Origin of the sequence: Acinetobacter sp. 1130196 (assembly GCF_000588095.1) — a bacterium.
GTDB lineage: Bacteria > Pseudomonadota > Gammaproteobacteria > Pseudomonadales > Moraxellaceae > Acinetobacter > Acinetobacter nosocomialis.
This window is the reverse complement of the sequence record NZ_JFWX01000025.1, coordinates 1-26,156: the sequence shown is the minus strand read 5'-3', so window position 1 is coordinate 26,156 and position 26,156 is coordinate 1. Positions and strand designations below refer to the sequence as shown.

Annotated in this window: 26 protein-coding genes and 1 pseudogene; 8 read left to right on the top strand and 19 right to left on the bottom strand. The window is 37.9% G+C overall.

From position 1 onward, the window contains the following. Positions 1 to 23 precede the first annotated feature (23 nt). The 5 genes from glnD to J671_RS16940 form a co-directional block, all read right to left on the bottom strand. Positions 24 to 2,687 carry a [protein-PII] uridylyltransferase gene (gene glnD, locus J671_RS16960; protein ID WP_004709237.1) on the bottom strand — a complete coding sequence of 888 codons (2,664 nt, stop codon included), beginning with the start codon at positions 2,685 to 2,687 and terminating at the stop codon, positions 24 to 26. A 27-nt stretch (positions 2,688 to 2,714) separates the two neighbouring features. Beyond that, a complete protein-coding gene (gene purT / locus J671_RS16955) occupies positions 2,715 to 3,932 on the bottom strand; it encodes a formate-dependent phosphoribosylglycinamide formyltransferase (RefSeq protein ID WP_079377083.1) in 1,218 nt (405 codons plus the stop codon). 102 nt (positions 3,933 to 4,034) lie between these two features. After that, on the bottom strand, positions 4,035 to 4,424 hold the full coding sequence (locus tag J671_RS16950) for a tautomerase family protein (protein ID WP_004709235.1): 390 nt from the start codon (positions 4,422 to 4,424) through the stop codon (positions 4,035 to 4,037). A gap of 129 nt (positions 4,425 to 4,553) precedes the next feature. Then, positions 4,554 to 4,895, bottom strand: a complete 342-nt coding sequence (gene ygaH, locus J671_RS16945) for an L-valine transporter subunit YgaH (RefSeq protein ID WP_004709233.1) — start codon at positions 4,893 to 4,895, stop codon at positions 4,554 to 4,556. Position 4,896: 1 nt separating this feature from the next. Next, positions 4,897 to 5,619 (bottom strand): AzlC family ABC transporter permease, encoded by a 723-nt coding sequence (locus J671_RS16940; protein ID WP_023188365.1) that lies wholly within the window; start codon positions 5,617 to 5,619, stop codon positions 4,897 to 4,899. A 119-nt stretch (positions 5,620 to 5,738) separates the two neighbouring features. Here J671_RS16940 and J671_RS16935 point away from each other — a divergent pair, with 119 nt between their 5' ends. Then, the gene (locus tag J671_RS16935; RefSeq protein ID WP_002050258.1) at positions 5,739 to 6,209 is read left to right on the top strand and encodes a hypothetical protein; all 471 of its coding nucleotides are present in this window, start codon (positions 5,739 to 5,741) and stop codon (positions 6,207 to 6,209) included. Positions 6,210 to 6,278: 69 nt separating this feature from the next. Here the strand turns inward: J671_RS16935 and J671_RS16930 are convergent, their stop codons facing one another. Then, positions 6,279 to 6,614, bottom strand: coding sequence for a hypothetical protein (locus J671_RS16930; RefSeq protein WP_002050113.1), 336 nt, complete (start codon positions 6,612 to 6,614; stop codon positions 6,279 to 6,281). 161 nt (positions 6,615 to 6,775) lie between these two features. Next, entirely contained in the window at positions 6,776 to 7,483 is a 708-nt protein-coding gene (locus J671_RS16925) for a Crp/Fnr family transcriptional regulator (RefSeq protein WP_004887577.1), read from the bottom strand. Positions 7,484 to 7,575: 92 nt separating this feature from the next. Between J671_RS16925 and J671_RS16920 the strand changes: the two genes are divergently transcribed. After that, the gene (locus tag J671_RS16920; RefSeq protein WP_004887576.1) at positions 7,576 to 8,097 is read left to right on the top strand and encodes a DUF962 domain-containing protein; all 522 of its coding nucleotides are present in this window, start codon (positions 7,576 to 7,578) and stop codon (positions 8,095 to 8,097) included. A gap of 44 nt (positions 8,098 to 8,141) precedes the next feature. On the opposite strand, the gene ychF is transcribed toward J671_RS16920, so the two are convergent. From ychF to J671_RS16885, 8 genes and pseudogenes are all read right to left on the bottom strand, one after another. Continuing rightward, positions 8,142 to 9,233, bottom strand: coding sequence for a redox-regulated ATPase YchF (gene ychF / locus J671_RS16915; protein WP_002050104.1), 1,092 nt, complete (start codon positions 9,231 to 9,233; stop codon positions 8,142 to 8,144). A gap of 93 nt (positions 9,234 to 9,326) precedes the next feature. Beyond that, positions 9,327 to 9,986, bottom strand: coding sequence for a methionine ABC transporter permease (locus J671_RS16910; RefSeq protein WP_004887575.1), 660 nt, complete (start codon positions 9,984 to 9,986; stop codon positions 9,327 to 9,329). Further along, entirely contained in the window at positions 9,967 to 11,043 is a 1,077-nt protein-coding gene (locus tag J671_RS16905) for a methionine ABC transporter ATP-binding protein (protein ID WP_079377084.1), read from the bottom strand. Before J671_RS16905 ends, J671_RS16910 begins: the two co-directional genes overlap by 20 nt. A 5-nt stretch (positions 11,044 to 11,048) precedes the next feature. Next, positions 11,049 to 11,882, bottom strand: coding sequence for a MetQ/NlpA family ABC transporter substrate-binding protein (locus J671_RS16900; protein WP_004887572.1), 834 nt, complete (start codon positions 11,880 to 11,882; stop codon positions 11,049 to 11,051). Positions 11,883 to 11,895: 13 nt separating this feature from the next. Continuing rightward, positions 11,896 to 12,726, bottom strand: coding sequence for a MetQ/NlpA family ABC transporter substrate-binding protein (locus tag J671_RS16895; RefSeq protein WP_004887570.1), 831 nt, complete (start codon positions 12,724 to 12,726; stop codon positions 11,896 to 11,898). A gap of 14 nt (positions 12,727 to 12,740) precedes the next feature. Next, entirely contained in the window at positions 12,741 to 14,153 is a 1,413-nt protein-coding gene (locus tag J671_RS16890; protein ID WP_031959687.1) for an LLM class flavin-dependent oxidoreductase, read from the bottom strand. Further along, positions 14,153 to 15,376, bottom strand: a pseudogene (locus J671_RS0104735) (SfnB family sulfur acquisition oxidoreductase). The gene J671_RS16890 and the pseudogene J671_RS0104735 overlap by 1 nt, the downstream one beginning before the upstream one ends. Positions 15,377 to 15,388: 12 nt before the next feature. Continuing rightward, complete coding sequence (locus J671_RS16885; RefSeq protein ID WP_023188367.1) at positions 15,389 to 16,624, bottom strand: SfnB family sulfur acquisition oxidoreductase; 1,236 nt, start codon at positions 16,622 to 16,624, stop codon at positions 15,389 to 15,391. Between the two features lie 345 nt (positions 16,625 to 16,969). Here J671_RS16885 and J671_RS16880 point away from each other — a divergent pair, with 345 nt between their 5' ends. From J671_RS16880 to J671_RS16860, 5 genes are all read left to right on the top strand, one after another. Beyond that, the gene (locus tag J671_RS16880) at positions 16,970 to 17,734 is read left to right on the top strand and encodes a glutathione S-transferase family protein (RefSeq protein WP_004887559.1); all 765 of its coding nucleotides are present in this window, start codon (positions 16,970 to 16,972) and stop codon (positions 17,732 to 17,734) included. A 541-nt stretch (positions 17,735 to 18,275) separates the two neighbouring features. Next, positions 18,276 to 19,169 (top strand): amino acid ABC transporter substrate-binding protein, encoded by an 894-nt coding sequence (locus J671_RS16875; protein WP_004709208.1) that lies wholly within the window; start codon positions 18,276 to 18,278, stop codon positions 19,167 to 19,169. Positions 19,170 to 19,262: 93 nt separating this feature from the next. After that, the gene (locus J671_RS16870; protein ID WP_004709206.1) at positions 19,263 to 20,105 is read left to right on the top strand and encodes an amino acid ABC transporter permease; all 843 of its coding nucleotides are present in this window, start codon (positions 19,263 to 19,265) and stop codon (positions 20,103 to 20,105) included. Between the two features lie 2 nt (positions 20,106 to 20,107). Next, positions 20,108 to 20,785, top strand: coding sequence for an amino acid ABC transporter permease (locus tag J671_RS16865; RefSeq protein ID WP_002049960.1), 678 nt, complete (start codon positions 20,108 to 20,110; stop codon positions 20,783 to 20,785). Between the two features lie 13 nt (positions 20,786 to 20,798). Beyond that, positions 20,799 to 21,542: an amino acid ABC transporter ATP-binding protein gene (locus J671_RS16860; RefSeq protein WP_002049786.1), complete on the top strand. Its 744-nt coding sequence runs from the start codon at positions 20,799 to 20,801 to the stop codon at positions 21,540 to 21,542. 50 nt (positions 21,543 to 21,592) lie between these two features. Here the strand turns inward: J671_RS16860 and J671_RS16855 are convergent, their stop codons facing one another. Continuing rightward, positions 21,593 to 22,909 carry a DcaP family trimeric outer membrane transporter gene (locus J671_RS16855; protein WP_193786244.1) on the bottom strand — a complete coding sequence of 439 codons (1,317 nt, stop codon included), beginning with the start codon at positions 22,907 to 22,909 and terminating at the stop codon, positions 21,593 to 21,595. A gap of 344 nt (positions 22,910 to 23,253) precedes the next feature. Here J671_RS16855 and J671_RS16850 point away from each other — a divergent pair, with 344 nt between their 5' ends. Continuing rightward, positions 23,254 to 23,724 carry an Lrp/AsnC family transcriptional regulator gene (locus J671_RS16850; protein ID WP_004887554.1) on the top strand — a complete coding sequence of 157 codons (471 nt, stop codon included), beginning with the start codon at positions 23,254 to 23,256 and terminating at the stop codon, positions 23,722 to 23,724. Between the two features lie 42 nt (positions 23,725 to 23,766). Here the strand turns inward: J671_RS16850 and J671_RS16845 are convergent, their stop codons facing one another. From J671_RS16845 to J671_RS25205, 3 genes are all read right to left on the bottom strand, one after another. Next, complete coding sequence (locus J671_RS16845) at positions 23,767 to 24,516, bottom strand: YebC/PmpR family DNA-binding transcriptional regulator (RefSeq protein WP_002050219.1); 750 nt, start codon at positions 24,514 to 24,516, stop codon at positions 23,767 to 23,769. Positions 24,517 to 24,678: 162 nt separating this feature from the next. Then, complete coding sequence (locus J671_RS16840; RefSeq protein ID WP_004887551.1) at positions 24,679 to 25,224, bottom strand: 1-acyl-sn-glycerol-3-phosphate acyltransferase; 546 nt, start codon at positions 25,222 to 25,224, stop codon at positions 24,679 to 24,681. 131 nt (positions 25,225 to 25,355) lie between these two features. Beyond that, positions 25,356 to 26,156, bottom strand: a protein-coding gene (locus tag J671_RS25205; RefSeq protein ID WP_152534347.1) for an IS5-like element ISAba27 family transposase whose coding sequence is annotated in 2 segments (ribosomal slippage) — positions 25,356 to 25,796 and positions 25,798 to 26,156 — 800 coding nt annotated over the 2 segments. Because the reading frame shifts where the segments join, the coding sequence is not laid out codon by codon here. This gene is flagged as partial in the annotation.

The following is a 26,156-nucleotide window of genomic DNA, read 5'->3' as shown; positions in this document are numbered from 1 at the left end:
AACAGTTACCAAGTAGTTGAGTTTCAGTGCTGACAAATTTGATTAGATGCTTCATCTAATGCAGCTTTCAGTTTTTCCGAGAAGAGTTTGACCTCTTCGTTATTCAGCGGTTTTCCATCTTTTTTGGTGACAAAGAAAATATCTTCGGCACGTTCACCTAAAGTTGCGATTCGGGCTGAATGGATGTCTAAACCTTGCATCATAAATAAACCACCTACACGTGCAAGTAGGCCAGGATGGTCAAGTGTTGAAATTTCGACCATGTTTTGCTGTAGAGCTTCATTCAATGTAACGTCGACTGTATTTTCAATATCGAAGTGACGTAATTGACGTGGAATACGGCGTTGCATTAGCCCAGGGTATTGGTCTGGTTGGCTAAGTGCCTTCACTAATGCATTTTTAACAGTTTCTTCGCGTTCTGGGTCGGTAAGTAATGTACCGAAACGATCGAGTACAACATAAGTGTCTAAGCTAAATGCTGTACTTGCCGTGATAATTTTTGCGTCCTGAACGTCTAGGTTCATTCGGTCTAAAACAGCAACGGTTGTGGCAAAGAGATTAGGTTGATCGCGTGTATAAATAAAGATTTGCACAGCATCCTGAGCTGCTTTACGGTGGGCACGCAAGAGGACTAATGGCTCCGGATTATCACCATGTTTTAAAATTGCTTGTGTGTGCCATGCAATTTCGTCTGCTGACTCTTTAATGAAGTATTCATCACCAAGTTCTTGCCATACTTTTTCGACATCAGCTAATGCAAAGTTATTTACCAGTAATTCACTTGCTGCAAACTTAGTGTCTTCAATCAGCATTTGATAGTCAACAGGACGACCTAAACCAGTACGGATTACATCACGGGCATGGGTATAAAGCTGACGCATAAGTGATGCGCGCCATGTATTCCAGAGTTTTGGATTTGTCGCATTAATATCGGCAACCGTCAAAGTATAGAGATAATCAAGATGCTCCATATCACCAAGTTTTTCAGCGAAATCTTTAACAACATCCGGATCGGAAATATCTTTTTTCTGAGCTGTCAAAGACATGAGTAAATGATTTTGAATGAGCCATGCGATTAATTTGCATTCACGCTCTGTAAAGCCATGTGCACGTCCAAACTCAATCGCGTCTTCTGCACCAAGTTCGCTGTGGTCACCACCACGGCCTTTTGCAATGTCATGGAATAATGCAGCAATAAAGACAATATCTTGACGGGCAAGACGTTGGAAAACTGAGCTTACCACAGGGAACTCTTTGGCAAATTCAGGTTCTCTAAAACGATTTAAATTACGTAGTAGTAATAAGGTGTGAGCATCGACCGTATAGATATGGAATAGGTCATATTGCATAAGACCCATAATTTGCCCAAAAGCAGGAATATAGTTTCCTAAAACACCATAACGTTTCATCGCAACTAAGGTATCGTATAGACGATACGGTGAGCGAATAATCGACATAAACAGTGCTTGGTTTTCTGGGTTATTACGGTAACTTTGGTTAATTCTTTTTGCTGCAAGAATAAGTAAGCGCAAAGTTCGAGCACGAATACCTTCGATATCTGGTCGATTCGCTAAAATATAGAACAACTCTAAAATCGCACTTGGATGTTCTGCAAATATTTTATGATGCTGTACGGCAAGTTTATTATCGACAATCTTAAAGTGATCGTTAACAACTTCAATTTTGCGTTCATAGTTGGGGAGTCGAGGAGTAATGACAGACTCACTAAAATACGCCAGCAACATTTCATTCAGTGTTGAAACCTGTTGTGCCGTACGATAGTAGCGTTTCATGAATTGCTCAACGCCATAATTTACAGGTTGGCCTTCTTGGCGCACATATCCAAATTTAGCGGCAATTTCCCTTTGGTGATCGAAAAGCAAACGGTTTTCATCACGTTTGGCTAAACGGTGTAAGTGGTGACGGATTTCCCAAAGAAAACTTTCTGCTTCTTCTAAAACACCCAATTCAAATTCTGAAATAAAGCCTAAATGTACTAAGTCATAAATACGGTTTACACGGAAGTGGCGTTTAGCAATCCAACCAATCTGGTTAATATCACGAATACCACCTGGTGCATTTTTAATGTCAGGTTCTAAATTACTTTCAGTATTGTTGTGTTGGTGGTAACGCTTGGCTTGTTCTGCCATTTTTGCGTCATAAAAGGTTTTATCTGTCCATGTTTGTGAAACAATGCGGCGAGGCCATCTTGCAAGTTGAGTATTACCTGTTATTAAACGCGCTTCAATTAAAGTGGTTGCAACCGTTAAATCGGTAGCGGCTTGTTCAACACAGCTTTGAATGGTACGAACGCTAATGCCGGGTTTAAAGTTTCCAACGTCCCATAATGAAGAAATAAAAGTAGAGATGCGTTTTTCATTTTCTTCGTTAATTTCATGTTCCGATAGGATCATGATATCGACGTCGGAATAGGGCAGCATTTCACGGCGCCCATAACCACCTACAGCAAAAAGACCCAATTCAGTCTGATCAAGTTCAGCATGTTTCCATAAAAAGATCAGTGCTTCATCAACTAAATCTGAACGAGCTTTAATAATTTCACGAATAGATTGCCCATTTTCATATGAATCTTGCAACTGTTTTTCTACATCCGTTCGCCACTGATTAATGGCTTTAATATCATGATGACTTGAGACATAGTTCAACAATGGCGATGTATTGATCATGAAAATGGGTCTACCAATAAGTAAAAATTAAGAGTTTGTTTGAACGCTTACTTGATCAGCGGTTTCTTTCGCTAAAGTACGGGCAATATCAGTATTTTCAGCACGAGCCGTTGCGACACCCATACGGCGACGCTTGAAACCTTCAGGTTTGCCAAATAAACGTAAGTCAGTATCTGGGTGAGCTAAGGCTACATTCAGATTGCTATAACTTAAATTATTAGCATCGACTCCAGCATAAATTACGGCACTTGCGGCCACACTGTGACGTGCTGTATTTACAGGTAAACCTAAAATGGCGCGTGCATGTAATTCAAATTCACTTTGATACTGAGACGCTAAAGTTACAAGTCCTGTGTCGTGTGGACGAGGAGAAACTTCACTGAACCAAACTTTATCACCCTTGATAAACAGTTCTACACCAAAAATACCACAGCCACCAAGTGCTGTTGTCACTTTATTTGCAATACGTTTTGCTTCTTCAAGTGCAGCAGGTGTCATTGGTTGAGGTTGCCAGCTTTCTACATAGTCGCCTGCATCTTGGCGGTGACCAATTGGGTCACAGTAGTGAGTTTCAATTTCACCGGTTTCAGGGTTTTTAGCACGAACAGTAAGTAAGGTAATTTCAAAATCAAAATCAATTTGAGATTCAATAATGACAGTGCCTTGGTTAACACGACCACCTTGCATTGCATATTCCCAAGCCGCGTCGACTTCATCGAAACTTTTTACGCGAGACTGACCTTTACCTGAAGATGACATGACTGGTTTTACAAAGTTCGGATAACCAATATCATCACAAGCTGCGCGGAAACTTTCTAAAGAGTCAGCAAAACGATAAGCAGAAGTAGGTAAACCAAGCTCTTCAGCAGCAAGTCGGCGAATACCTTCACGGTTCATGGTGAGGTTTACAGCTTTAGCAGAAGGAATGACAGTTGCTGTTTGGTTAGCTTCAATCTCAAGCAAAACTTCTGTCGCAATCGCTTCAATTTCTGGAACAATTAAATTCGGTTTAACTTTTTCAATGAGCTGTTTTAATTGAGTAGGGTCAGCCATGTTTAACACATAAGAAAAATGTGCAACTTGCATAGCTGGTGCGTGATCATAACGGTCGGCTGCATGTACTTCTACACCAAGGCGTTGTAGGGAAATTACAACTTCTTTGCCAAGCTCTCCTGAACCTAACAATAAAACTTTAAATGCAGAAGATTGAAGTGGGGTACCGAGTGTCACGCTCATGCGAATCATCCTGACAAAATTATTTTTTTAAGCATAGCAGAACTTATGGTGGAGTTAAGCCTTATAACGCATAAAAAGATGAATTTTGTCAGACAATGAGGTAAGTCGTTTTTAAACGTTAACTTGATAATTTAAATGTAATTCATCTGCGTTTTGACCACGGATACCCCAATTTTCTTTAGGGGTTTCGAAAATTGTGATTTCAATGTCTTGAGGATTAATTCGGCAATACTGTTGAATATTACGAAATAAGGTTTGGATTAATCTTTTCTTGGCTTCGGTGCTTCGGCCAGTAAACATTGAAAGTTCAATAATAACGTAGTGCTGGCTTCGATCTGAAGGATAGATAAAGTTTTCTGGTTTAAGGCTAATAAACCTTTGAAATCTTTTCTCGATTGGGTATTTCAACTCTTCAATGAGCGCTTGATGAATCGCATGAGAAAGCATTTCTCGATATTGCATGATCGTTTGTTCATTTGCATAAATTTTAACTTGTGACATTTTTATCTCTAATCGCTAGATGGTGTTATCTTTTAATAAATTTCAAAAATGAGTTTTTCATGCTAGAAGTCATTATTTTTAATCACTTCTAGCATTTATATATTATATAATGTTGATAAGTTTATCTATTTATAAAGGTAAATAAGTGTAGATCAAGCCATAAACGAGTGCAGCAGTTAACGTCGCAGGAACAATTTTCTTAAATTTAAAATAAAGACCTGCTAAAACCAGAAAGCCGATGAGCATTGCTAAACTTTTATCTGGATTTTTAAGAAGTGGGGGCAGGGTGGCAACCACAAGCATTGCACTAATTGCAGATATACCAATACTTCCTAAAGCAATTTTTATCCAGACAGCCCCACGTTTTTGATGAGTACCTTGTAGTTTCTGTATAACAAAAAATGGTCCGAAGCGGGAAGCAAAATTAGCAATACCAACAATAATGCCGACCAAAATAATTTCTAAGTTCATATTAGGCTTCAACCTCATCAAACTGTTTCAGCACATAATGTTTAAATAGACCCGCTAAAATGCCTGAAAAAATACCAATAAAAATAGCAGCAGATAAGTTAATCCAATAACAGGCCAAGGCTGAAACGATTAAGGATACACCGACGACTAAAGTATGTTTACGTTCAAAAGCCGCGAGTAAAAAACTTAAAAATAAAGCAGGTAATAAGAAATCTAAAGCTGCTTGTAAAAACTTTGGAAGATGAGCGACTTGATCTGCAAATAGCCCACCTAACAATGAACCACTTGCCCAAGACATCCAGCTGAACAGACTTAAGCCTAACATCCAAGATTCAGACCATTGCTGCTTGCGCTGTGAAAGCTGAATCATTCCACTCGCAAAAACCTCATCTGTAAGGCCCCAAGCCCAAACAGCCGTCTTTTTTAAGTTCAGTTTATTTGGAATTAGGTTATATAGTGCTGGACCATAAAGTACATGGCGAATATCAAGTGCAATAACCGTTAGGGCAGTTAGCCAAATAGAGGAGCCGCTTGCTAAAAGAGCCACCACTAAAAATTGGCTAGCACCTGCATACATTGAACATGAAAGAAAAAATGCTTCCCATGGGCTAAAACCAAATTGAGATGCAGAAACGCCAAAGGCAAAAGAAACCGGTAAATAAGTAAGTACGATGGCTTGACTATCTTTGGCACCCTGCCAAAAAGTTGCTGTTTGAGCAGCCATCTGTTGTTGATTTGACACAAGACACCTTGGCAGTAAACCAATTATAATAACTTGAAAGATTGAGTATTGTAGCCGAATTTAATAGCATAGTGCCGAAATGTTTAATTCGGCAGTTTGATATGTTCAAGTCAAAAACTCGTTTAGTTTATATCGCCATCCTGAGTGCGAGCGTATTTATATTGCAAGGCTGTGATAATGGAAATCAGAGCACGGATAAAAAAGTTGAAATTAAACCAGCGCCGAAATTAACCAATGATGCAACGGCCTATGCAAACAAAGCATGGACACTCATTAATACCGTTGATCCTTTAGTCTATGGAAAACAGCTTAGTCAGATAAATGATAAAGTTCGTAAACCACTGCGTCAGCTCAGTACGGATTGGCGTATTAATGTGAAAATGACGGATTCGGTCACTGAAGGAAAATATGCGCTTTGCCGCAAAGCCTTAACCAGTTTAGATGTGTGGGCGAGAGAAACTGTGGAAAATGCAAATTCTGTTGCTCAAAAACAGGCTGATTATGAGCGTGATAAGCAGCAATGTAAGGACGCGATTGATAATCCTAATTTAGGAAATACATCTCCGAAATAAAGAGACTACATATAAAAAAGCGAGATTTTAAATCTCGCCTTTTTATATCCATAAATTAATCAATATTAATTATGGTTTTGTTGCGGTTTTAGCAGTGTTCGCAGTTTTTACAGCATCTTGTTTCATTTGATGAGTAGCTTGATTTGCTTCTTGTTTAGCGTGAGTTGCGCTAGTCATTGCAGCATGTTTCTGCTCATTCATATCTTTTTTAACATCTGTTTTTGTTTTTTCAGCTTCTTTTTTTGCTTTTTGAGCAGTAGTCTTGCCGCTTACAGCAACACATTTACCGCCTTTATGATGTGGTCCAGTTCCTCCTTGGAGTTGAGTTCCTTTTGGACATGCAAATGCCGAAACACTTAACATTGCCAATACGCCAGCTGTAAGAATTGTTGATAATTTTTTCATGTTAATCAGCGCCTTGTTGAGTATTATTGCTCAGTTTGAGTGTAAGATGAAAATTTCTGTTTTGGAATACTTATTTTGTGAAATAGAGTTTGAACAATGTTTTATTTTGCAGTGTTATCTGATTTTTTAATTTAATTTTAAGTTTTTATTATATAGCACCTTTAAGTATGCGATTTTGCAATTAAATTTAATTTTTCAATATCTAAAATCTCAATTTTTCTAAACGAAATTTTAATAATATTTTGTTTTTCTAAAAGGTTTAATTCATGATTAATGGTTTGTCTTGAGACGGTTAGCATATTAGCTAATTGGTCTTGAGAAATATGAATTTGTCTTTCTTGGACAATAAGATGATTGCCGTAACCCTCTAAAATAAATAAAAGACGTTGAGCAAGTCTTTGAGAAAGACTGCGTGTTTGTATGGCAATCTGTTCTAAAAAAACGTACCTGAGTTTTTGGCTGGTTAAGCGTGCAAAATAGTACCAATAATACGGATTATCTTTGAGTAAGTCATTTAATGGTTTTGCAGGAATATGTAGAACTGTACTTTTTTTCAAAGCAATCGCATCGTGCGAACGTGGTTCATGGTCAATTAAAGATATTTCACCGAACCACATAATCGGCTCAGCAATTGCAGAAAGTGCTTCATTACCATTTACATCGACATAACCCAAGCTAATTGAGCCTTCAAGGACGGTATAAATACCATCAAACTCATCTTGAGCGTGGAAAACGTAGCTATTTTTCTCAAAAGTAATTTGCTTGCCATATTCTAGAATAAACTTTTGGAATGTTTCCGGCAGCACACTAAACCATGTGTTTTCTTTTAATCGGTTAATATAAATAAGATCCAATATCAGCCCATCCATGAAAAAATTCATTACTTTGTCAAATAGCTGACAACTTTAAATTTTCCTTATTTGTACAGTATGGCTATAGTTAGGTGAATAGGGAATAACTTATGTCAAATCTGGAACAGAAACTGAGCCAATATGCGGCTTATCATTTAAATCATCAAAATATTTTGACGCACTTTGTTGGTATTCCGCTTATTGTATTTTCAATTTTATGTTTAACAGCAAGAGCTGGACTAGACATTTACAGTTTTAAACTCACTTTAGCCATAGTGTTGATTGCAATAAGCTCAATTTACTATTTATTTTTAGATAAAGTTTTTGGCTTAATCATGCTCATTATATTGGTGGCTGTGTATCCATTGGCGAGTCAAATTGCCGAGCTTTCTTTAGGACAATGGTTGGCTGCAAGTATTGGTTTCTTTGTAGTGGGATGGGTGTTTCAGTTTGTAGGTCATTATTTTGAAAAGAAAAAACCTGCTTTTGTTGATGATGTAATAGGACTTGCGATAGGTCCATTATTTGTATTGGCAGAATTTATATTTATGCTAGGTTTTAGAAAGCCTTTGCATGCGCGTATTCTACAAGAGGCCCGTAGTAAACGAGAGGCGATGGATTTAAGTCATTAAATATAAAAAAAGCCCCAATATATTGGGGCTTTTTTAGCTTTAACTTAAACGTTAAAACGGAAGTGCATAACATCGCCGTCTTGAACGACGTAAGTTTTACCTTCTAAACGCCATTTACCAGCTTCTTTAGCGCCGTTCTCACCGTTGTATTGTACGAAGTCATCGTATGCAACAACTTCAGCACGGATAAAGCCTTTTTCAAAGTCGGTATGAATCACACCAGCTGCTTGAGGAGCGGTTGCACCAACTTTTACTGTCCAAGCACGTACTTCTTGTACACCGGCAGTGAAATAAGTTTGTAAACCTAAAAGCGCATAACCTGCACGGATAACCACGTTTAAGCCAGGTTCTTCCATACCCATTGCTTCTAAGAACTCAGCACGATCTTCATCTTCTAATAATGAAATTTCAGCTTCAATCTGGTTGCAAAGAGGAACAACGATAGCGTTTTCTTCAGCCGCAAGTTTTTTAACTGCTTCTAAGTGTGGGTTGTTTTCAAAACCATCTTCTGCAACGTTTGCAATATACATAGTTGGTTTTAAAGTCATTAAACCAAAACCACGAACTAATTTACGCTCGTCATCAGACAAATCAGCTGCACGAGCTGGTTTACCTTCGTCAAGCAACGGTTGAATTTTTTCTAAAACTGCTTTAGTTGCTACAGCTTCTTTGTCACCGCCTTTAGCTACTTTAGTTAAGCGTAAAATTGCTTTAGCAACAGTTTCAAGGTCTGCAAGTGCAAGTTCAGTATTAATAGTTGCGATGTCGTCTAACGGATCAATTTTGCCATTTACGTGTATGACGTTTTCATCTTCGAAACAACGTACAACGTGAGCAATCGCATCAGTTTCACGAATGTTAGCAAGGAACTGGTTACCCAAACCTTCACCTTTTGAGGCACCAGCAACAAGACCTGCAATGTCCACAAATTCCATTGTGGTTGGCAAAATACGCTGTGGTTTAACAATCGCAGCAAGTTTGTCTAAACGTGGATCTGGTACAGGAACAATACCTGTGTTTGGTTCAATGGTACAGAAAGGGAAGTTTTCCGCTGCAATCGCTGCTTTCGTTAATGCATTGAAAAGGGTAGATTTCCCTACGTTTGGCAGACCAACAATACCGCAATTAAAACCCATGAAAACCACTCACAAATGTGTAAATTAAAAATTGTCGCTGATTTTACATGAAAGCCATGACAAAGTCATGGCTAGAGCAGGGGTGTATTACTTTTAAACTTTACGTTTATCAAGTTGCTGGGCTAATGCATCGCCAGTCGCTTGTACTAACATGACTAAAATAATGAGCACTAAAATTACAGCCAACATAATTTGCATATCAAAACGTTGATAACCGTATCGATAAGCAATGTCTCCTAAGCCACCCGCACCAATAGCACCAGCAATCGCAGATGAGTTAATCATGGTCACAATAGTCACTGTAAAGCCTGCCACAATACCCGGCAAAGCCTCTGGTAAAAGTACATGCCAAATAATTTGTTTACGGTTACAACCCATGGCTTGTGCTGCTTCAATTAAGCCTTGATCGACTTCACGTAAGCTGACTTCTGCAATACGCGCAAAAAATGGAATGGCGGCAATAGTTAGTGGAACCACCGCTGCCCATACGCCATAACTTGTGCCGACAATCCAGCGAGTAAGAGGAATAAGTGCAACCATTAAAATAAGAAAAGGTACAGAACGAGTAATGTTGATGACCCAACCCAAAGACTGATTAATCTTTTGCGACGGGTGAATGCCATGTTCAGAAGTACTGACTAAAACAACAGCAATAGGTAAGCCAATTAAAAAAGCAATAAATGCAGATGCACCTACCATGAGTAAGGTATCTACAGTTCCAGTAATTAATAAATCAATGAGCTGGTCTTGCATAGCCAAGTACCTCAAATTGTGCATTTGCTGTTAATGCATCTTGTTGTATAGATGAAAGATCAATTTCTACGTTAGGAATACCAACTAAAAGCGAGCCAATAATATGCCCTTGAATGGTATCCACCTGACTTTGATATAAATTGACTGGTGCTTTAAATCTAGCAAGGAGTTCTTGAATATCCGGAACCTGATGTGCTTCCGCCTCATATTTCAGTTTTAGGATTATATGCGTCGAATTTTCATCGGGTAGAGGGCTGATTTTAAAAGGCAGGGTAATTTGCTCAAGGTTTAACAGTTCTTGAGTAATTTGTTGTTCTGGTCGTGAAAATACCGACCAAACTTGTCCAGCCTCTACAATCTCACCTTGATCAATCACAACGACTTGATCACAAATTTCTCGAATGACCTGCATTTCGTGAGTAATTAATACAATGGTGAGGCCAAGTTCCTGATTAATCTTTTTAAGTAAAGCCAAAATAGTGGCAGTACTTTCAGGGTCGAGTGCTGATGTCGCCTCGTCACATAGTAAAATTTCAGGGTGGTGAACAAGTGCACGTGCAATACCAACACGTTGCTTTTGTCCGCCAGAAAGTTGTGATGGATAATAGTTAGATTTATCTGCAAGACCTACGAGTGCCAGAACTTCATTTACACGTTGGTCGATATCTGCTTTGTTGTAATTGGAAACTTTTAAGGGCAATGCCACATTTTCCCAGACCGTTTTTGCAGACATCAAATTGAAATGTTGAAAAATCATTCCAATGCGCTGGCGGGTTTGAATGAGTTCAGCATGACTCAATTCAGCAATATTTTGTTGATGAATATGAATGCTGCCAGTATTTACTTGTTCTAAGCCATTTAAAGTGCGGAGTAGGGAAGATTTTCCCGCACCACTTTTACCAATAATGCCTAAAATCTTACCTTGTGGGATATCAAGGTTAATCTCTTTTAACGCATGCAGTTTTTGACCTTGAGATTGGTAAAACTTATTTAAACCACGAATTTTGATATGAGGTAGAGAAAAATCAACTTGTGATCCAAAACTCACCATTGCCATTCTCCTTATTTCCAGCCTTGAAACCACAAACCTTTACCAAAGTCTTTATCCAGAATGTCTTGTGCTTGTTTTGAGTTCTGGAATGCTTTAACAAAGGTTGCAAGTTTTTGGTTTTTGTCTTGGTAATCGCGACGGGTCACAAACAAAATTGCATATTTTTTATCGATTGGATCTAAAAATAATGCGCTATGTGGGTCGGTTACCTTTGCCATTTTTAAGTAGTGGGGGAAGCCGAAAATTAAATCGACATCATTATATGCATGTGCAGTTTGAGGGCCTTCAACTTCAACAAAGCTCAGTTGTTTAGGATTTGCAATAATGTCTTGGGTTGTTGAGAGTTCATTATTTATGTCTTTAAGCTGAATTAAACCTGCACGGTGCAATAAAATTAAAGCACGAGCTAAATTGACTGGATCATTTGGAATAGCCACACGTGCTTTTGAAGGTAATTCTTCAAGTGATTTATATTTTTTTGAATATAAACCGACATGACTTCCTGAGCCCACACCAAATGCATGTAAGTCATAGCCCGTTTCTTTAACAGCATTACGTAGAAATACGCTTTGCTGGAAAAAGTTTGCATCAATATCACCGTTTTGTACGGCAACGTTTGGTGCCCGCCAATCAGAAAATTCAACAAGCTTGACATGAACGCCTTGCTTTTCTACTTCATTGGCAACGCTTTGTAATAGCTCAGCATAAGGCGGGCTAATGCCAATCGTTAAAACATCATCGGTTTGTTTATTTTTAATATAACGGTAACCGACGAGGCCCAGAACTACGATTAAAATCGTAATTCCGAGTAACCAAGGCTTATGCTGTTTGAACTGAATCGCCATAATCTTTCCGTTATTACTTCCAGCCAGGGAACCAAAGTTTTGGCCCAATTTCAGCGTCTAACACAGCTTTAACTTTTGGCGAGTTTTGATAGATCTCAACAAATTTCTTTAGTTTGTCGCCCTTATCTTGATAGTCATCACGCACTACAAACAAAATGGCATAACGCTTATTGGTATTGTCATCAAGTAAAAGCGCACTATTAGGGTCAGCTGTTTTTGCTAAGCGTAAGTAATGTGGATAGCCAAAAGCCAAGTCAACATCATCAATCGCACGGGCAGTCTGTGGCCCTTCAACCTCTACGAATTGCAAATTTTTAGGGTTTGAAACTACATCTTTAAGTGCAGATAAATGATTGTTTGAATCTTTAAGCGTAATTAATTTAGCTTGCTGTAAAAGTAGTAGTGCACGACCTTGATTCACTGGATCATTTGGAATGACTACACGTGCGTTTTGTGGCACTTCATCAAGGCTTTTATATTTCTTTGAATAAAGTCCTACATGTGACGCTGCACCTACTGCAAATGCCTTTAATTTAAAGCCTGTTTCTTTAATTGCATTGTCTAAGAAAGGTTGATGCTGGAAAAAGTTCGCATCAATATCCCCATGATTTAAGGTAATGTTTGGGGTATTCCAGTCAGAAAACTCAACCAGTTTTACATTTAAACCTTGTTTTTTTGCTTCATCGGCAGCAGCTTGTAAAGGTTTTGCAAATGGTGGACTAATGCCAATCACAAGTTCATTTGAGCCACTTTGACGATGTTTATTCCATAAGAATAAAGCAACAAAAAGGACTACAACGACTAAGCCTACGCCTAGCCATTTTTTAGAGGCTGTTTGAGCCATGTCTATCTCCAAATTTAAGCGGTTATTTCTTCAATTTTTGTTAGGTTTTTGCTGTTGTTATAGGGACTACATCGGAACGCTTGAACAGGGTGTTGTTCTGGTAATTGATCACCCCGATTAAAAATTTTGTTCCGTAGTGAACCCGTTTTATATGCAGTTTTATAGCGACCACGTTGCTGTAGTTCAGGAATAACCAAGCGAATAAAGTCGTGGTGAGACTCAGGCGCAACTGTACGTGTCAAATTAAAGCCATCAATATCAGTCTCATCTAAAAGATGAATTAAGTATTCAGCAACTTCTTCGCCACTACCCACGATAAGGGGATAACGGCCACCTAAAACATGTTGAGCTTTTAAGTCATTTTTTGTGATTTGCTGTTCTTTAAATTTTTCGGTAATCGAAACAATGCTGTTACTTTTTTGGTAAGGAATTGCTTCATCGTCAGCAAATTTACTTAAGTCAATGCCTGTTGAACTCGCATAATGTGCGAGGCCTGCTTCAGGACTTGCATATTGACGATATTCATTAAGTTTTTGTACGGCCAGATCATGTGTTTCGGCCACAACAACGGTTATACCGACAAAGACTTTAATGTCATCCGCTGAACGGCCTTGTTGTTCTGCAAGATCACGAATCTTTTTCACTTGTTCACGTATTTTTTCGGGTTTGTCGCCGCCAATAAATACACACTCAGCATGACGAGTCGCAAACTGCATGCCTTTTGGTGAAGCACCTGCTTGAAACAGTGTCGGGGGGCGTTGCACAGAAGGAGACACCTGAAACACACCTTCACTTTGGTAATATTTTCCGTGGTGGTGAATAGTGTGAACTTTAGATGGATCTGTAAAAACACGCTGTACTTTATCTTTTTTAACGGCGTCGTTTTCCCAAGATCCTTCCCAATATTTATAGCAGAGCTCTAAAAACTCTTCGGCTTGTTCATAGCGAGCATCGTGGTCTTTTAAACCTTTTTGACCAATTAACCGTTCGGCACTATCTAAATAACCTGTCACGATATTCCAGCCAATACGACCTTGAGTTAAATGGTCGAGACTCGCAAAGCGGCGTGCAAACTGATACGGATGCTCATAGCTCAAATTCACAGTGACACCAAAACTTAAGTTTTGTGTAACTGTTGCCATAGCTGAAATAAGTGTAGACGGGTCATGGCTCGGAAGCTGAATGGACTCTTTTAAAGTGAGATCTATACCATTTTGATAGACGTCATACACACCTGTAATGTCCGCAATAAACAAACCGTCAAATAAACCACTTTCTAAGGTTTTGGCTTGTTCTGTCCAGTAGCTCAATTCGTTAAAACGATGTGATTCATCACGTGGATGTGTCCATAAGCCATGATTGATATGACCAACACAGTTCATATCAAAGGCATTTAGTAGAATTTCTTTTGCTTTAAAGTCTGCCATTACAATGTCCCCCGACGAGGTGGTAGAACACCGTTAAGAACATAGTTCCCAATAAAGTAATATTTCCATCGTGCAGCATCATGTAAGGTATGTACTCGCGCATTACGCCAGAAACGGTCTAGGCCATCTTGAGACTGACTACCACGGCTACCAGCAAGTTCAATCAGCTTAGACGATGCTTTGAGTGCGATATCGGTACTATGAGCACGTACTTTTGCAACATCGATGGATGCTTTAGCAATGCTTTCAGGTGTGGTTTCAATTTTTGCAGCATCAATTGATTGAGCTGCCTGTTTTAATAGGACTTCACTAGCTCGTACATCTACCGCAATGCGTCCTAATTCATAAATCGTTAAAGGATCTTGGTTTGCAGTTTCTACATTTGAATCAATCCATGGGCGAGCTTGATGCACTCTTTGCAAACTTTCTTCAAAGGCTGCACGTGCAATGCCTACCTCAATAGATGCATGCATAATTTGGGCAAAAGGACCGACTAAGGTTGGTTGTAAAAATGCAGTATCAAAAGGAATGACATCATCTGCATCTACAAAAACCTGATCAAATTTAACCGTTCCGCTACCTGTGGTTTTCTGTCCAAAACCAGACCAGTCATCAACAAGTTTCAATCCTTGTGAACCACTTTTTACAAAGGCTAGATACTCTCGACCTGCATCATCTAAAACTAAGGTTGGAATACGGTGAGCAAATAAACTTCCTGTGCAGTAAAACTTTTCACCCTGAATGAGATATCCATTTTCATGCGGACGAATATTGGTTTGTTTATGGGTTGAAGTTTTGGTTTTAAACTCAGCAAGTGCATTACCAAAGCGAGTGCCATTTAGCACTTCGCCATATAAACGTTGTTTCTGAGCTTCTGTGCCCGTATTACGTAACACTTCTAATGCATAGAAATGGTTTTGTGGAATTTGTCCGATTGAACCATCGGCACCACTTAAAAGCGCAATTACTTTGGCAACGGTATGGCTTTAAACTTCCGCACCTCCATATTGCTTGGGTACTGTAATTGCCCAAAGTCCAGACTGGCTCAATGCATCAATTTCGGTATACGGTAAAATTCGTTTAGCGTCTCGCTCAACTGCGGTTTTTTTAAATTGTTCGGCAAATTGTTTGGCTACTTCTAAAGCTTCAGCATCATTTTGAATAATATGTGCTTGACCAGATACCGATGTTTGTTTGGTTTGAACTGATTGATATGAAGTCATGACAATTGCTCCTTAAATCCAGGCATGGCGGGCAGGGAAATGACCATTAAGGTAATAATTGCCAATGGCATGTAATTTCCAGCGAACAGGGTCGTGTAAGGTATGTACACGGGCATTTCGCCAATGTTGATCTAAATTGTGTTGGCTTAAGCTTGAACGGCTACCACCTAGCTCTAGTAGTTTTTCAGAGATTTGTAGAGCCGCATCATTGGCGTAGACTTTTGCTTCAGCAACCAAAATTGAAGCTTTAGCTACTTGTTCATCAGTCACATTTTCAAGTTGGTCAAGTTCATCTAAATATTCAGCAGCTTCATCAAGCAGTAAAATTGCTGCGTCGAGTAAAATATTTAACTTACCCATTTCTTGCAGTGTGTAATGTTCAAAGCTGGCTTTTTCAACATTTGCATCAATAATTGGGCGTGCTTTGTGTATAGTCGATAAAGTATCTTCAAAAGCAGCTTCCGCAATACCGACATCAATTGCCACTTGTAATAACTGCGAATACGCACCGCGATAGGTAGGAACTTGTGTTAATAAGCGTTCATCAAAAATAAGATCAGGATTAACTTCAACTTGATTTAATTTAACCGTACCACTCGCTGTAGTACGCTGACCAAACCCATTCCAGTCATTAATGACTTCAATGCCTTGAGCATCTCGGTTAACAATCACTAAAACAACATGACCTTCAGGATGAACCGCTTTAATTGCGAGCCAATGCGCAAAGCTTGTTCCTGTCGAATAAAACTTTTCGCCGTTTAAAATATATTTTCCATTTTCAATGGTAAGGGTAGTTTTTAGTGTTTTTGAGTCATGTGTATTACGCTCTGGACCACCGTTGGCAAGACGTTTACCAGCTAATATTTCTGAAAAGATAAATTGTTTTTGTTGTTCTGTACCCATGATTTCAATCAGGTTCAACAGGCTAATCTGATTTTGTGGAATTTGACCAACATTTGCATCGCCTTTACTTAAAATACGGAAAACTTGTGCCAGTGTTTTATTGGAAACAAATGCACCGCCATATTTTTTTGCAATGCGAATTCCACCTAAACCTTTTTGGCTAAAACTTTCAATTTGCTCATAAGGAAGTTGGCGTTGTTGATCACGTGTATTACGACCCTCTAAAGCAAAATCAGCCACTTGATAAGCAGCATTAATCGCTTGTTGATCATTTTGAATGACTTGGACGTATGCCGTCGTTTTAGATAGAGAATTAGACATAATGACACCTTGTATTGCTGTCATTACCTTACAAAAGAAATATTTTTCCACTAAACGAAGACTTATGCTCAGCTTATGAATAAAAATGCAAAGCACTTTTTTTGATTTTTAATAGATAAATAGAGATATAGAAACATATTAAAAATCAAAGAATTATAATTTTTATTTGCAAAATGAATTACTAAAGCCTTTTTAATATGAAAAAGAGCTATAAGTACGGTAAAAAAAGATATAAAAAATATAGACCTAACTGTCAGTGAAAAATGAGCACAATATCCATTGTTTTCATTAAAAATAGCTTCTAAAGTATCTATTTACCGAAGACGATTTTTGTACGAATAGTCAAATAAAAATAAACGTGGAGATTTTATGCGGGTTTTGTATCAGTTTCCTTTATCTCATTATTGTGAAAAAGCTCGCTGGTTGTTAGACCATAAAGAACTTGATTACGTTGCACATAATTTGATTCCTGGCTTTCATCGTGCTTTTGCACAACTCAAAACAGGGCAAAACTTATTGCCGATTTTGAAAGATGACCATCGCTGGATTGCTGAATCAACTAAAATTGCGCTTTATCTGGATGATACTTATCCAGAACATGCACTTTTACGCCGTGATGAGCAACTTAGGCAGCAAACACTTAAGATTGATAGTTTGGCAGATGAACTGGGTGTGCATGTACGTCGTTGGGCACTAGCGCATACTTTAGCCCATGGCGACCATGCTCTCGAGATTATGATGGGCGAACAAGGTTACTTGCGTCAGTTTGAAAAAATATCAAAACCTTTCCTCAAAACTTTAGTAAAAAAGAACTATAAGCTTGAAGGGGAAGTGGTGAGCCAGTCAAAAGAGCGTATGGATGAACTCATCAATGAACTGAATCAGTATCTTATTGAAAATCAAGGACGTTATATGGTTGGAGACCGATTAAGCCTCGCTGATATTTCAGTATGTTCTATGCTTGCACCTTTATTAGAAATAAAAGGTACGCCATGGGAACCCGAAGAGGATGAAGAGGTGTCTCCAGAGTGGAGCAATTATCAAAAAAGTTTACTTGATTTGCCACTTGGACAATATGTTTTAAGAATCTATCAAACTGAAAGAAATGCCCGCGTTGATTGGAGAGGCATTTAATCTATAGGTTTTATAAAAAGGCTCGAAATAAATCGGGCCTTTTTTTCATATTTCTAAAAGCATTTTAATTGTAAAAAATATTACTATCAATTTTATAAATGGATTTTATTAAAACATTTATAAATATTATTTTGATGATTTATCTTATTTTGAGAAAATTAATCCACGTTGTTCTAACTATTTAATAAGTTTGCTTTTTCTTTTTATTAAAAAATAATCTTTTTCTAAAAACTGTTTTTAGAAAAATTTAAGCGACTTTATTGTGCATATGTTTACATTGTAATCAATATTTGCCACATTTAAGTGTAAATAGATGAGCTTAATAATAGACAGAAGATTAAAACATAGATTAAAGTAGAAACATGTGAGCAGTTTTAAAGGTATTAATTCTGCGAAACAGATGAATAATAAGTGAAGCAAATGGATGGAGTCCTGCTTGGAAAAGTTGGCTCGATAATTGCAATTTAATAATAAATCGCTCTATTTCTCTACAAGAATGATTCTGTAGACAAATAGAGAGAATGATCATCAAGGAGTTCTTATGAAACGTTCTGCAACCTCTCTCATTGTTTCAACAATTATGCTTTGTACGGTTGGTGCTACTTCTCAAATTCAGGCAGCAGATACATTAGCTAAAATTAAAAGTACTGGAAAAATCGTTATTGGTCACCGAGAATCATCCGACCCGATTTCATACGTTGTTGGAGGTAAACCGGTAGGTTATGCAGTCGACATTTGTAACCAGTTCGCAAATGATATTAAAAAAGAATTGAAAATGCCTGGTTTAAAAGTTGAATACAAGGCAGTAACTTCATCAACACGTATTCCTGAGCTTTTAGCCGGCAATATTGATATGGAATGTGGTACAACTACAAACTCTAAACAACGTCAGCAGCAAGTTGGTTTTTCAACAAACTACTATGCAACAGAAGTGCGTATGGCTGTTAAAGCCAACTCTGGTATTAAGAGTCTAGCTGATTTAAATGGTAAAGCGGTCGTTACGACTCAAGGTACAACATCAGACAAGTACATTAAAATGAATGAAAAAGGTCAGTCACTTAATGTACAAAACATTTATGGTAAAGACCATTCTGACTCGTTTGCCATGATGGCATCTGGTCGTGCCGCAGCATTTGTTATGGATGACAATATCTTAGCTGGACTAATTGCTAAGTCATCTACACCAAAAGCGTTCGCAATTGTAGGGCCAGTACTTTCATCAGAACCTTATGGCATCATGATTGCAAAAGATGATCCAAAATTTAAAGCAATTGCCGACCGTACCGTAAATAATTTATGGAAAACTGGTCAAATGGACGCTTTATATAAGAAATGGTTCTTATCGCCAATCCCACCAAAAAATACTAATTTGAACATGCAACCAAGTTCATCTTACAAAAAACTTAAAGCTCACCCAACAGATGCAGGAATCTAACCAGATCCTTTTGTCCTAAATTTACTTGTGCAAGTGTAAAACCTCATTTGCACAAGTGGTCTATTTTCTAAGATATTCATTTAAGGGGCAAACATGTCAGTCGGCTCGCTAAACTGGACTATATTCTGTGCGGAGTCTAATGAATATGGTGTCGATAAAGCCGCATGGGCAGAATCAGTTTGTAAAGTCATTGGTAGCTCTAGCTACAATGCCTATTCTGAGGCGCCCACATGGTTACAAATGTTAGGTTCTGGTGTCTTTACTATGGTATGGACTGCCGTTGTAGCCTTTCTTATCGCATTTTTATTAGGTTCTCTCCTCGGGGTAATTCGTACTTTACCCAATAAACCGCTTGCTTTTATCGGCAACTGTTATGTCGAAATATTCCGTAATATTCCTTTAATTGTACAGTTATTCTTCTGGGCTTTTGTATTCCCGGAGTTCTTACCAGATAGTTTAAGTGCCGGAAGTGGGGACGTCGTAGCAGGTGGCTGGTGGAAAAATATTTTAAATCATCATCCTGCTGTTATTGGCGTTTTTGCTTTGGGTCTATATACCGCAGCACGTGTTTCTGAGCATGTAAGAGCGGGGATTAACACGGTTTCTCGTGGACAAAAATTTGCCGCTTCTGCAATGGGTTTTACAACAGCGCAAAGTTATCGTTATGTGATTTTACCAGTTGCATATCGTACGGTATGGCCAACCATTACTTCAGAAGCAATGAATGTCTTCAAGAACTCTGCTGTTCTATATGCATTAAGTGTTTTGAACTTCTTTGCTTACACCAAAACCATGCGAGAAGAAACTTCTCAGGACATTATCATTCTTATTCTGTCTACGCCGGTTTATTTAATCATTACCTACACCATTAAATTTGTGATGGCATGGATTGAAAAACGTATGGCTGTACCAGGTTTAGGTTCGGGAGGAAAATAATTATGGATTTTTCTCTACTACATAACCCTGATGTTATTGCTGCATTAAAAGAAGGTTTTATCTTCACGCTTACGGTAACGGTGCTTGCGATGATGGGGGGGATCCTGATTGGAACTCCATTAGCAATGATGCGTTTATCTAACAGCACCATTGCAAGTAACTTTGCAAAGTTCTATGTAGATCTATTTCGTGGTATTCCATTAATTCAGGTCATCTTTATTTTCTATTTTTTGTTACCAAAAATATTTGAGTTTCAATCAGATACTTATTGGGGGCCATTATTTTCGAGTGTTGTAACCTTTGCTATTTTTGAAGCTGCATTTTTCTCGGAAATTGTACGTTCTGGTATTCAGTCTATTTCAAAAGGTCAGGTCAATGCAGGCTACGCTTTAGGGTTTACCTATGGGCAATCTATGCGTTATGTAGTGTTACCGCAGGCCTTCCGTAATATGCTCCCAGTATTACTCACTCAAACTATTATTCTGTTTCAGGACGTGTCATTAGTTTATGTTATTAGTGCTCCGGACTTCTTAGGTCGTGCAGATACATTGGCTAATACATATGGCCCTGAAACGAAAGCAACATTCTACTTAATCGTCGCTGTGGTGTATTTCTGTAGCTCGTTTGTGCTATCGCAATTAGTCAAACGTTTACAGAAAAAAATTGCCATCATTCGCTAATTGGAGATTTTAAATGCCAATGATAGACATCCAACATATCTCTAAATGGTATGGTGATTTTCAGGTTTTAACAGATTGCACGACGAGTATTGAAAAAGGTGATGTCGTTGTTGTTTGTGGGCCATCTGGTTCAGGAAAATCAACGCTCATTAAAACTGTAAATGCTTTAGAACCATTTCAGCAAGGTGACATTATTGTTGACGGGGTTTCATTAAAAGATCCAAAAACTGATCTGGCGAAATTCCGTTCTCGTGTAGGAATGGTGTTCCAGCATTTTGAACTTTTTCCGCACATGACTGTTTTGGAAAATTTAACCATTGCTCAAGTGAAGGTGTTAAAACGTTCAGTTGCCGAAGCGCGTGAAAAGGGGCTTAAGTATTTAGAACGAGTTGGGTTACTTGCTCACAAAGATAAATTTCCAGGACAACTCTCTGGTGGTCAGCAGCAACGTGTTGCAATTGCTCGCGGTTTATCTATGGACCCAGTCTGTATGTTGTTTGATGAACCTACTTCGGCACTCGACCCTGAAATGGTAGGTGAAGTGCTTGAAGTTATGGTGCAACTTGCTCATGAAGGTATGACCATGATGTGTGTTACCCATGAAATGGGCTTTGCTAAACGCGTATCTAACCGTTTAATTTTCATGGATGAAGGTAAAATTCTTGAAGATTGTCCAACCAATGAATTTTTTGATAATTTAGAAGCTCGTCATGAGCGTGCTAAACTTTTCTTGCAGAAAATTCAGGCAATGCATTAAATACAACAATAAAAAAGAGCCTATAAAGGCTCTTTTTTATTTCTAAGTTTTTAGAAATTATATTTTGCTAATAAATTTATGCGTGAGTAATCGCCTTTATCATCTGCAAATGTTTTGCGCTGGCCATAGGTATATTCTGCACCTAAGTCAATATTCTTGACAGGGTTCCAGATTAGGTTTACCAGTGCATTATAAATTTCCTTGTTATAACTGGTATTAGTCAAATTACTATTTGCGTATGTGTTGTCATCTTTATATTGAACTCCGCCAATTGCGAAAGTAGAGCGTAATATTGGATTCCATTTACGTTGATAGCCGATCACTGCGCTATCAAATTCACCTAATTGGATGTCTTGAGCCGCCGTGTCATATGCATAGGCAGAGTTGCTATAAGACAAATATCGTCCATCACCTTTAACATGATAATAGTTGGCAACTACGCTATCTTGAGGGGTAATATCATATTTTCCACCTATGCCGACACCCCAACCAAATTTTTCTTCAGACGTACTATCCTTAGGTGCTACTCGGTTTTCATGAACAAGTCCATGAAGTTGTAATAAGCCTTTATTATCAGCAGTTTTAAAATCATATCGAGTGGTTAGAGCGGGGAAGCGGCTTCCCCCCGCCACATTTCCTACTTTTTCAACATCACCACCTTCTAAAGCAAATAATATTTTTTGTTGTGCATCAATAGGCTGTGTATAACGAACTTGTACTGTACGCGTTGTTCCTGTACCAACTGCGCCAGTAAAGTCTAATGTTTCTGGGGATGTGTCCGTATTTACAAAGGGTGAAGTGGTTTGACCTGCTAACCATTTACCTAAAGACATATAGGCATGGCGTACACGGAAAGTTCCACTACCATTGTCACCATTACCGCCCATAAAGTCGGCTTCAATTTTTCCGGTTAAATCGCCATATTGCGTAGGTCGGGTGATATCTAAACCAATACGTGTGGTTGCTGCAGATACATTTAGCGAGTCCTGTCTTGGATCATCTTTGTTTAAAGGATAGTTGGCTGCATTTGAAATGCTTCCATTTGAACCTTTAAAGTCATAAGTGGCATCTACTCGTACATTTCCATAAAGCTTAACTTGAGTCTGTCCATCAGGCATTTGCATCCAATCTGGTTTGCTCTGAGGAGCTGGTGAGCTAGCTACGGTTGTCGTTTGTGAAACTGTTGGAGTATTTACTGCTGATGCTGTTTTTTGCTGATTTGATAATTGCTGCACAAGTTGTTTTAACTCACCAACCTCTTTGCGTAAAGCATCTACTTCTGCGTCAGTAGCTGCATGGGCTGGCATAACTACACCTGTTAGGCTAATAGTAGTCATTGCTAGAACTAAAGTTTTGATATTTTTCACAAGCATTCCCCACATCGGATAAAGTTTTCCCGTATGTGCATAACAAAAACAGTGCCAACTTTTTAAAAAATTTTAAAACTACTGATTTTATTAAATAAAGCTTGAGATTTTTGAAATAAGATATACTTTTGCTGATGTGCTAAGTGAAACATTAAAAAAATATAACGCTATAGCGATTTCAAATGCGCTATAAATGCCAGGCTACTGCACAGTTAACAGGCACAGACTTGATTCAAGATATTAAAGTAAAGCTTATTCCTATTTTTAATCTGGTTTGATTTTTAAAGTGGGCTTGGCTTTAGGATATACTGTTAAGTTATATAAAATGCTATTTGGAGAAAAGGATGGAGCTTGACCGTTTTGATAAACAAATTCTGGAAATTTTGTCTCATGAAGACCTGAATTTGAATGAGCTTTCAGAACGGATTAATCTTTCAGTTAGCTCTGTCCATCGCCGTATTAAGCATTTGATTGAAGCTAATATCATGGGGCAGCTTAAAAGAGAAATTAACTTTAGCAAACTAGGGTTTACTTTGCATATTTTGCTACAAGTCTCTTTAAGTAAACATGATAGTGAAACCTTCGATAAATTTCTTTCTGAAATTGAAGCTATTCCTGAAGTTACAAATGCATTTTTAGTTACGGGTCAAAGTGCTGACTTCATTCTTGAATTAGTGGCGCGCAATATGGATGACTATAGCGAAATTTTATTAAGACGCATTGGTAAAATTGACAATGTAGTCGCTCTACATTCGAGCTTTGTCATCAAAAAGTACAATGTATTTAACTGTTATAACTTATTAAATAAACTATAGAAAAACGCACCAATTGGTGCGTTTTTAATTTCAATGTTTGGTTTAAGCATCTAATTGAGCTAAAACTTCTTCCGAGAATTCAACGTTTGTATAAACGTTTTGTACATCATCAAGATCTTCAAACATATCAATCATTTTAAGAATTTGTTTTGCTTGGTCAATATCTGTAATTTCAGCTTTTGTTGATGGACTCATCACAACTTCTGCATTATCAGATTTTAAACCTGCGGCAGCAAGAGCATCTTGAACTTCACCAAAAGTCTCTGGTGAAGTAATTACTAAAATTTCATCTTCTGAAACTTCAATATCTTCTGCACCTGCTTCTAAAGCTACTTCCATGATTTTGTCTTCTAAAGAAACATCTTCAAAAGTAATTTCACCACGTTTAGTAAATAGATAAGATACAGAACCCGCAGTTCCTAAGTTACCATTTGTTTTACTGAAACAGTGACGTACATCTGGAACTGTACGGTTGAGGTTATCTGTCATTGTTTCAATAAGGACAGCAACACCACCAACGCCATAACCTTCGTAAGTTACTTCTTTTAAATCATCATTATCTTCACCACCCACACCACGTTGGATTGCACGGTTAATGGTGTCACGTGTCATGTTGACTGAAAGTGCTTTTTCGACAACAGCACGAAGGCGAGGGTTGCTAGCAGCATCTCCACCACCAAGTCTGGCAGCAGTCACAATTTCACGAATATATTTAGTAAAAACTTTACCGCGACTTGCATCTTGTTTAGCTTTACGATGCTTAATATTGGCCCATTTAGAATGACCCGCCATGGAAGTGAACTCCAAAAATTAAAAAATGCAAAAGTGACAGAATATTATCATAGGCATGGTTTTCTTGAAAACTGTTGTCCTATGTTTTGTTAACCAATTAGCAACGCTTAGAAGGCCTAAATTTAAGTAAAAAATTAGTCTTAAAAGCGCTTACAGAACAAATTAGTTAATCTTCACATCAATATCATATTGCGCATAAAGTTCTTTAATTGTTTCAAGATCTTTTTGCAAATCTGAAGGGTAAATTTTACCTAAAATGCCACCTTTCTTTGTTCTTGCATTTGCATACATCAGTACAATTGGAACATTCGCAGCTTTTGCAATATGCCAGAAACCTGTACGAATAGGTTTGCGCTCAGATCCATCTTTTGCACGAGTTGCTTCAGGGGCAATGACTAGATTGAAGGTATCATTACTTTGAAATTTTTCGACCATTTGAGAAACAATATCTTTACTTGCTTTACGGTCTACCGGAATACCGCCTAGATTTTCAAGTATGGGCTTCATTGGGCCTTTAAAAAGCTCTTTTTTAATTAGCGTATGAATTTTTAAATCTAAGATTTGAAACAGAGCGATTGATAAGATCGCATCAAGGTTAGAAGTGTGCTCGAACCCAATAATTACTTGTTTTTTTTCAAGAATTGTAGGATCTACATCATAGGTCCAACCAACTGCTTTGAAGATAGAATTGCCTAAAAACTTTTTCATAGAGACGTGGGAGACAATAAGGTTGCGGAATTCTAATATGAGTTGGTCTAAAAGGGTAGAAAATTATCAACATGTTAAACTTTATTTATTTTAATTTTTAAATTGAAATATTAGACCTCTTGCGAAAGTCGTTATTGCAAGTTCATCCGATTTACCAGTGCAGCGATTAAGTTAATGCGTAAACCGAATCTTTTCCGTCTATTTCGATAGCGTTCACTTAATATTCTAAATGTTTTCAATTGACTATTAATATGTTCGATCACAACTCGTATTTTTCCAATCATTTTATTGTACTTTTTCTCAACATCAAATAAGGGTAAATTCTTCTTTTTCTTTATTGGCATCAATAATTTAAAGCCATCTTGCTCTAATCCGTAGTACCCTAAATCGGTCATAACATATTTACAATGTTTGAATTTTTTAACCGTTCTTCTTGCCAATTTAATGTCATGCTGACTGCCATTCGATATATCTAGCCCTATGATTTGTTTGCTGTTCGGATGATAGATCACTTGTGCTTTTAGCGTATGTTTCTTCTTTTTACCACTGTAGAACTTACTCTGATTTTTTTTTCGGACGTTCTATTGAACATTCTGTCGCATCAATAATGACCCAGTTAAACTGTTCGTCTGCTGTGGTAATGCTTCGTTTTGGCAGAGTAAACCGTCTTGATTTCATCAATGCATCTTCAACCTTTTTAATGGTTCGATTCACATTACTTTCAGCGATATGGTAATTTGCAGCCAACTCCAATTGAGTGCTGTAATTCCGTAAGTAATTGAGTGTTAATAATAATTGATCCTCTATAGCTAAAGTATGAGGACGCCCAGATTTCTTTTTAAGTGATTCTACTTCTTTTAAAACTTCGATCATTTCACTAAAAACTGGTCGAGGTACACCAACCAAGCGCTGGAATTCAGAATCTGAAAAAC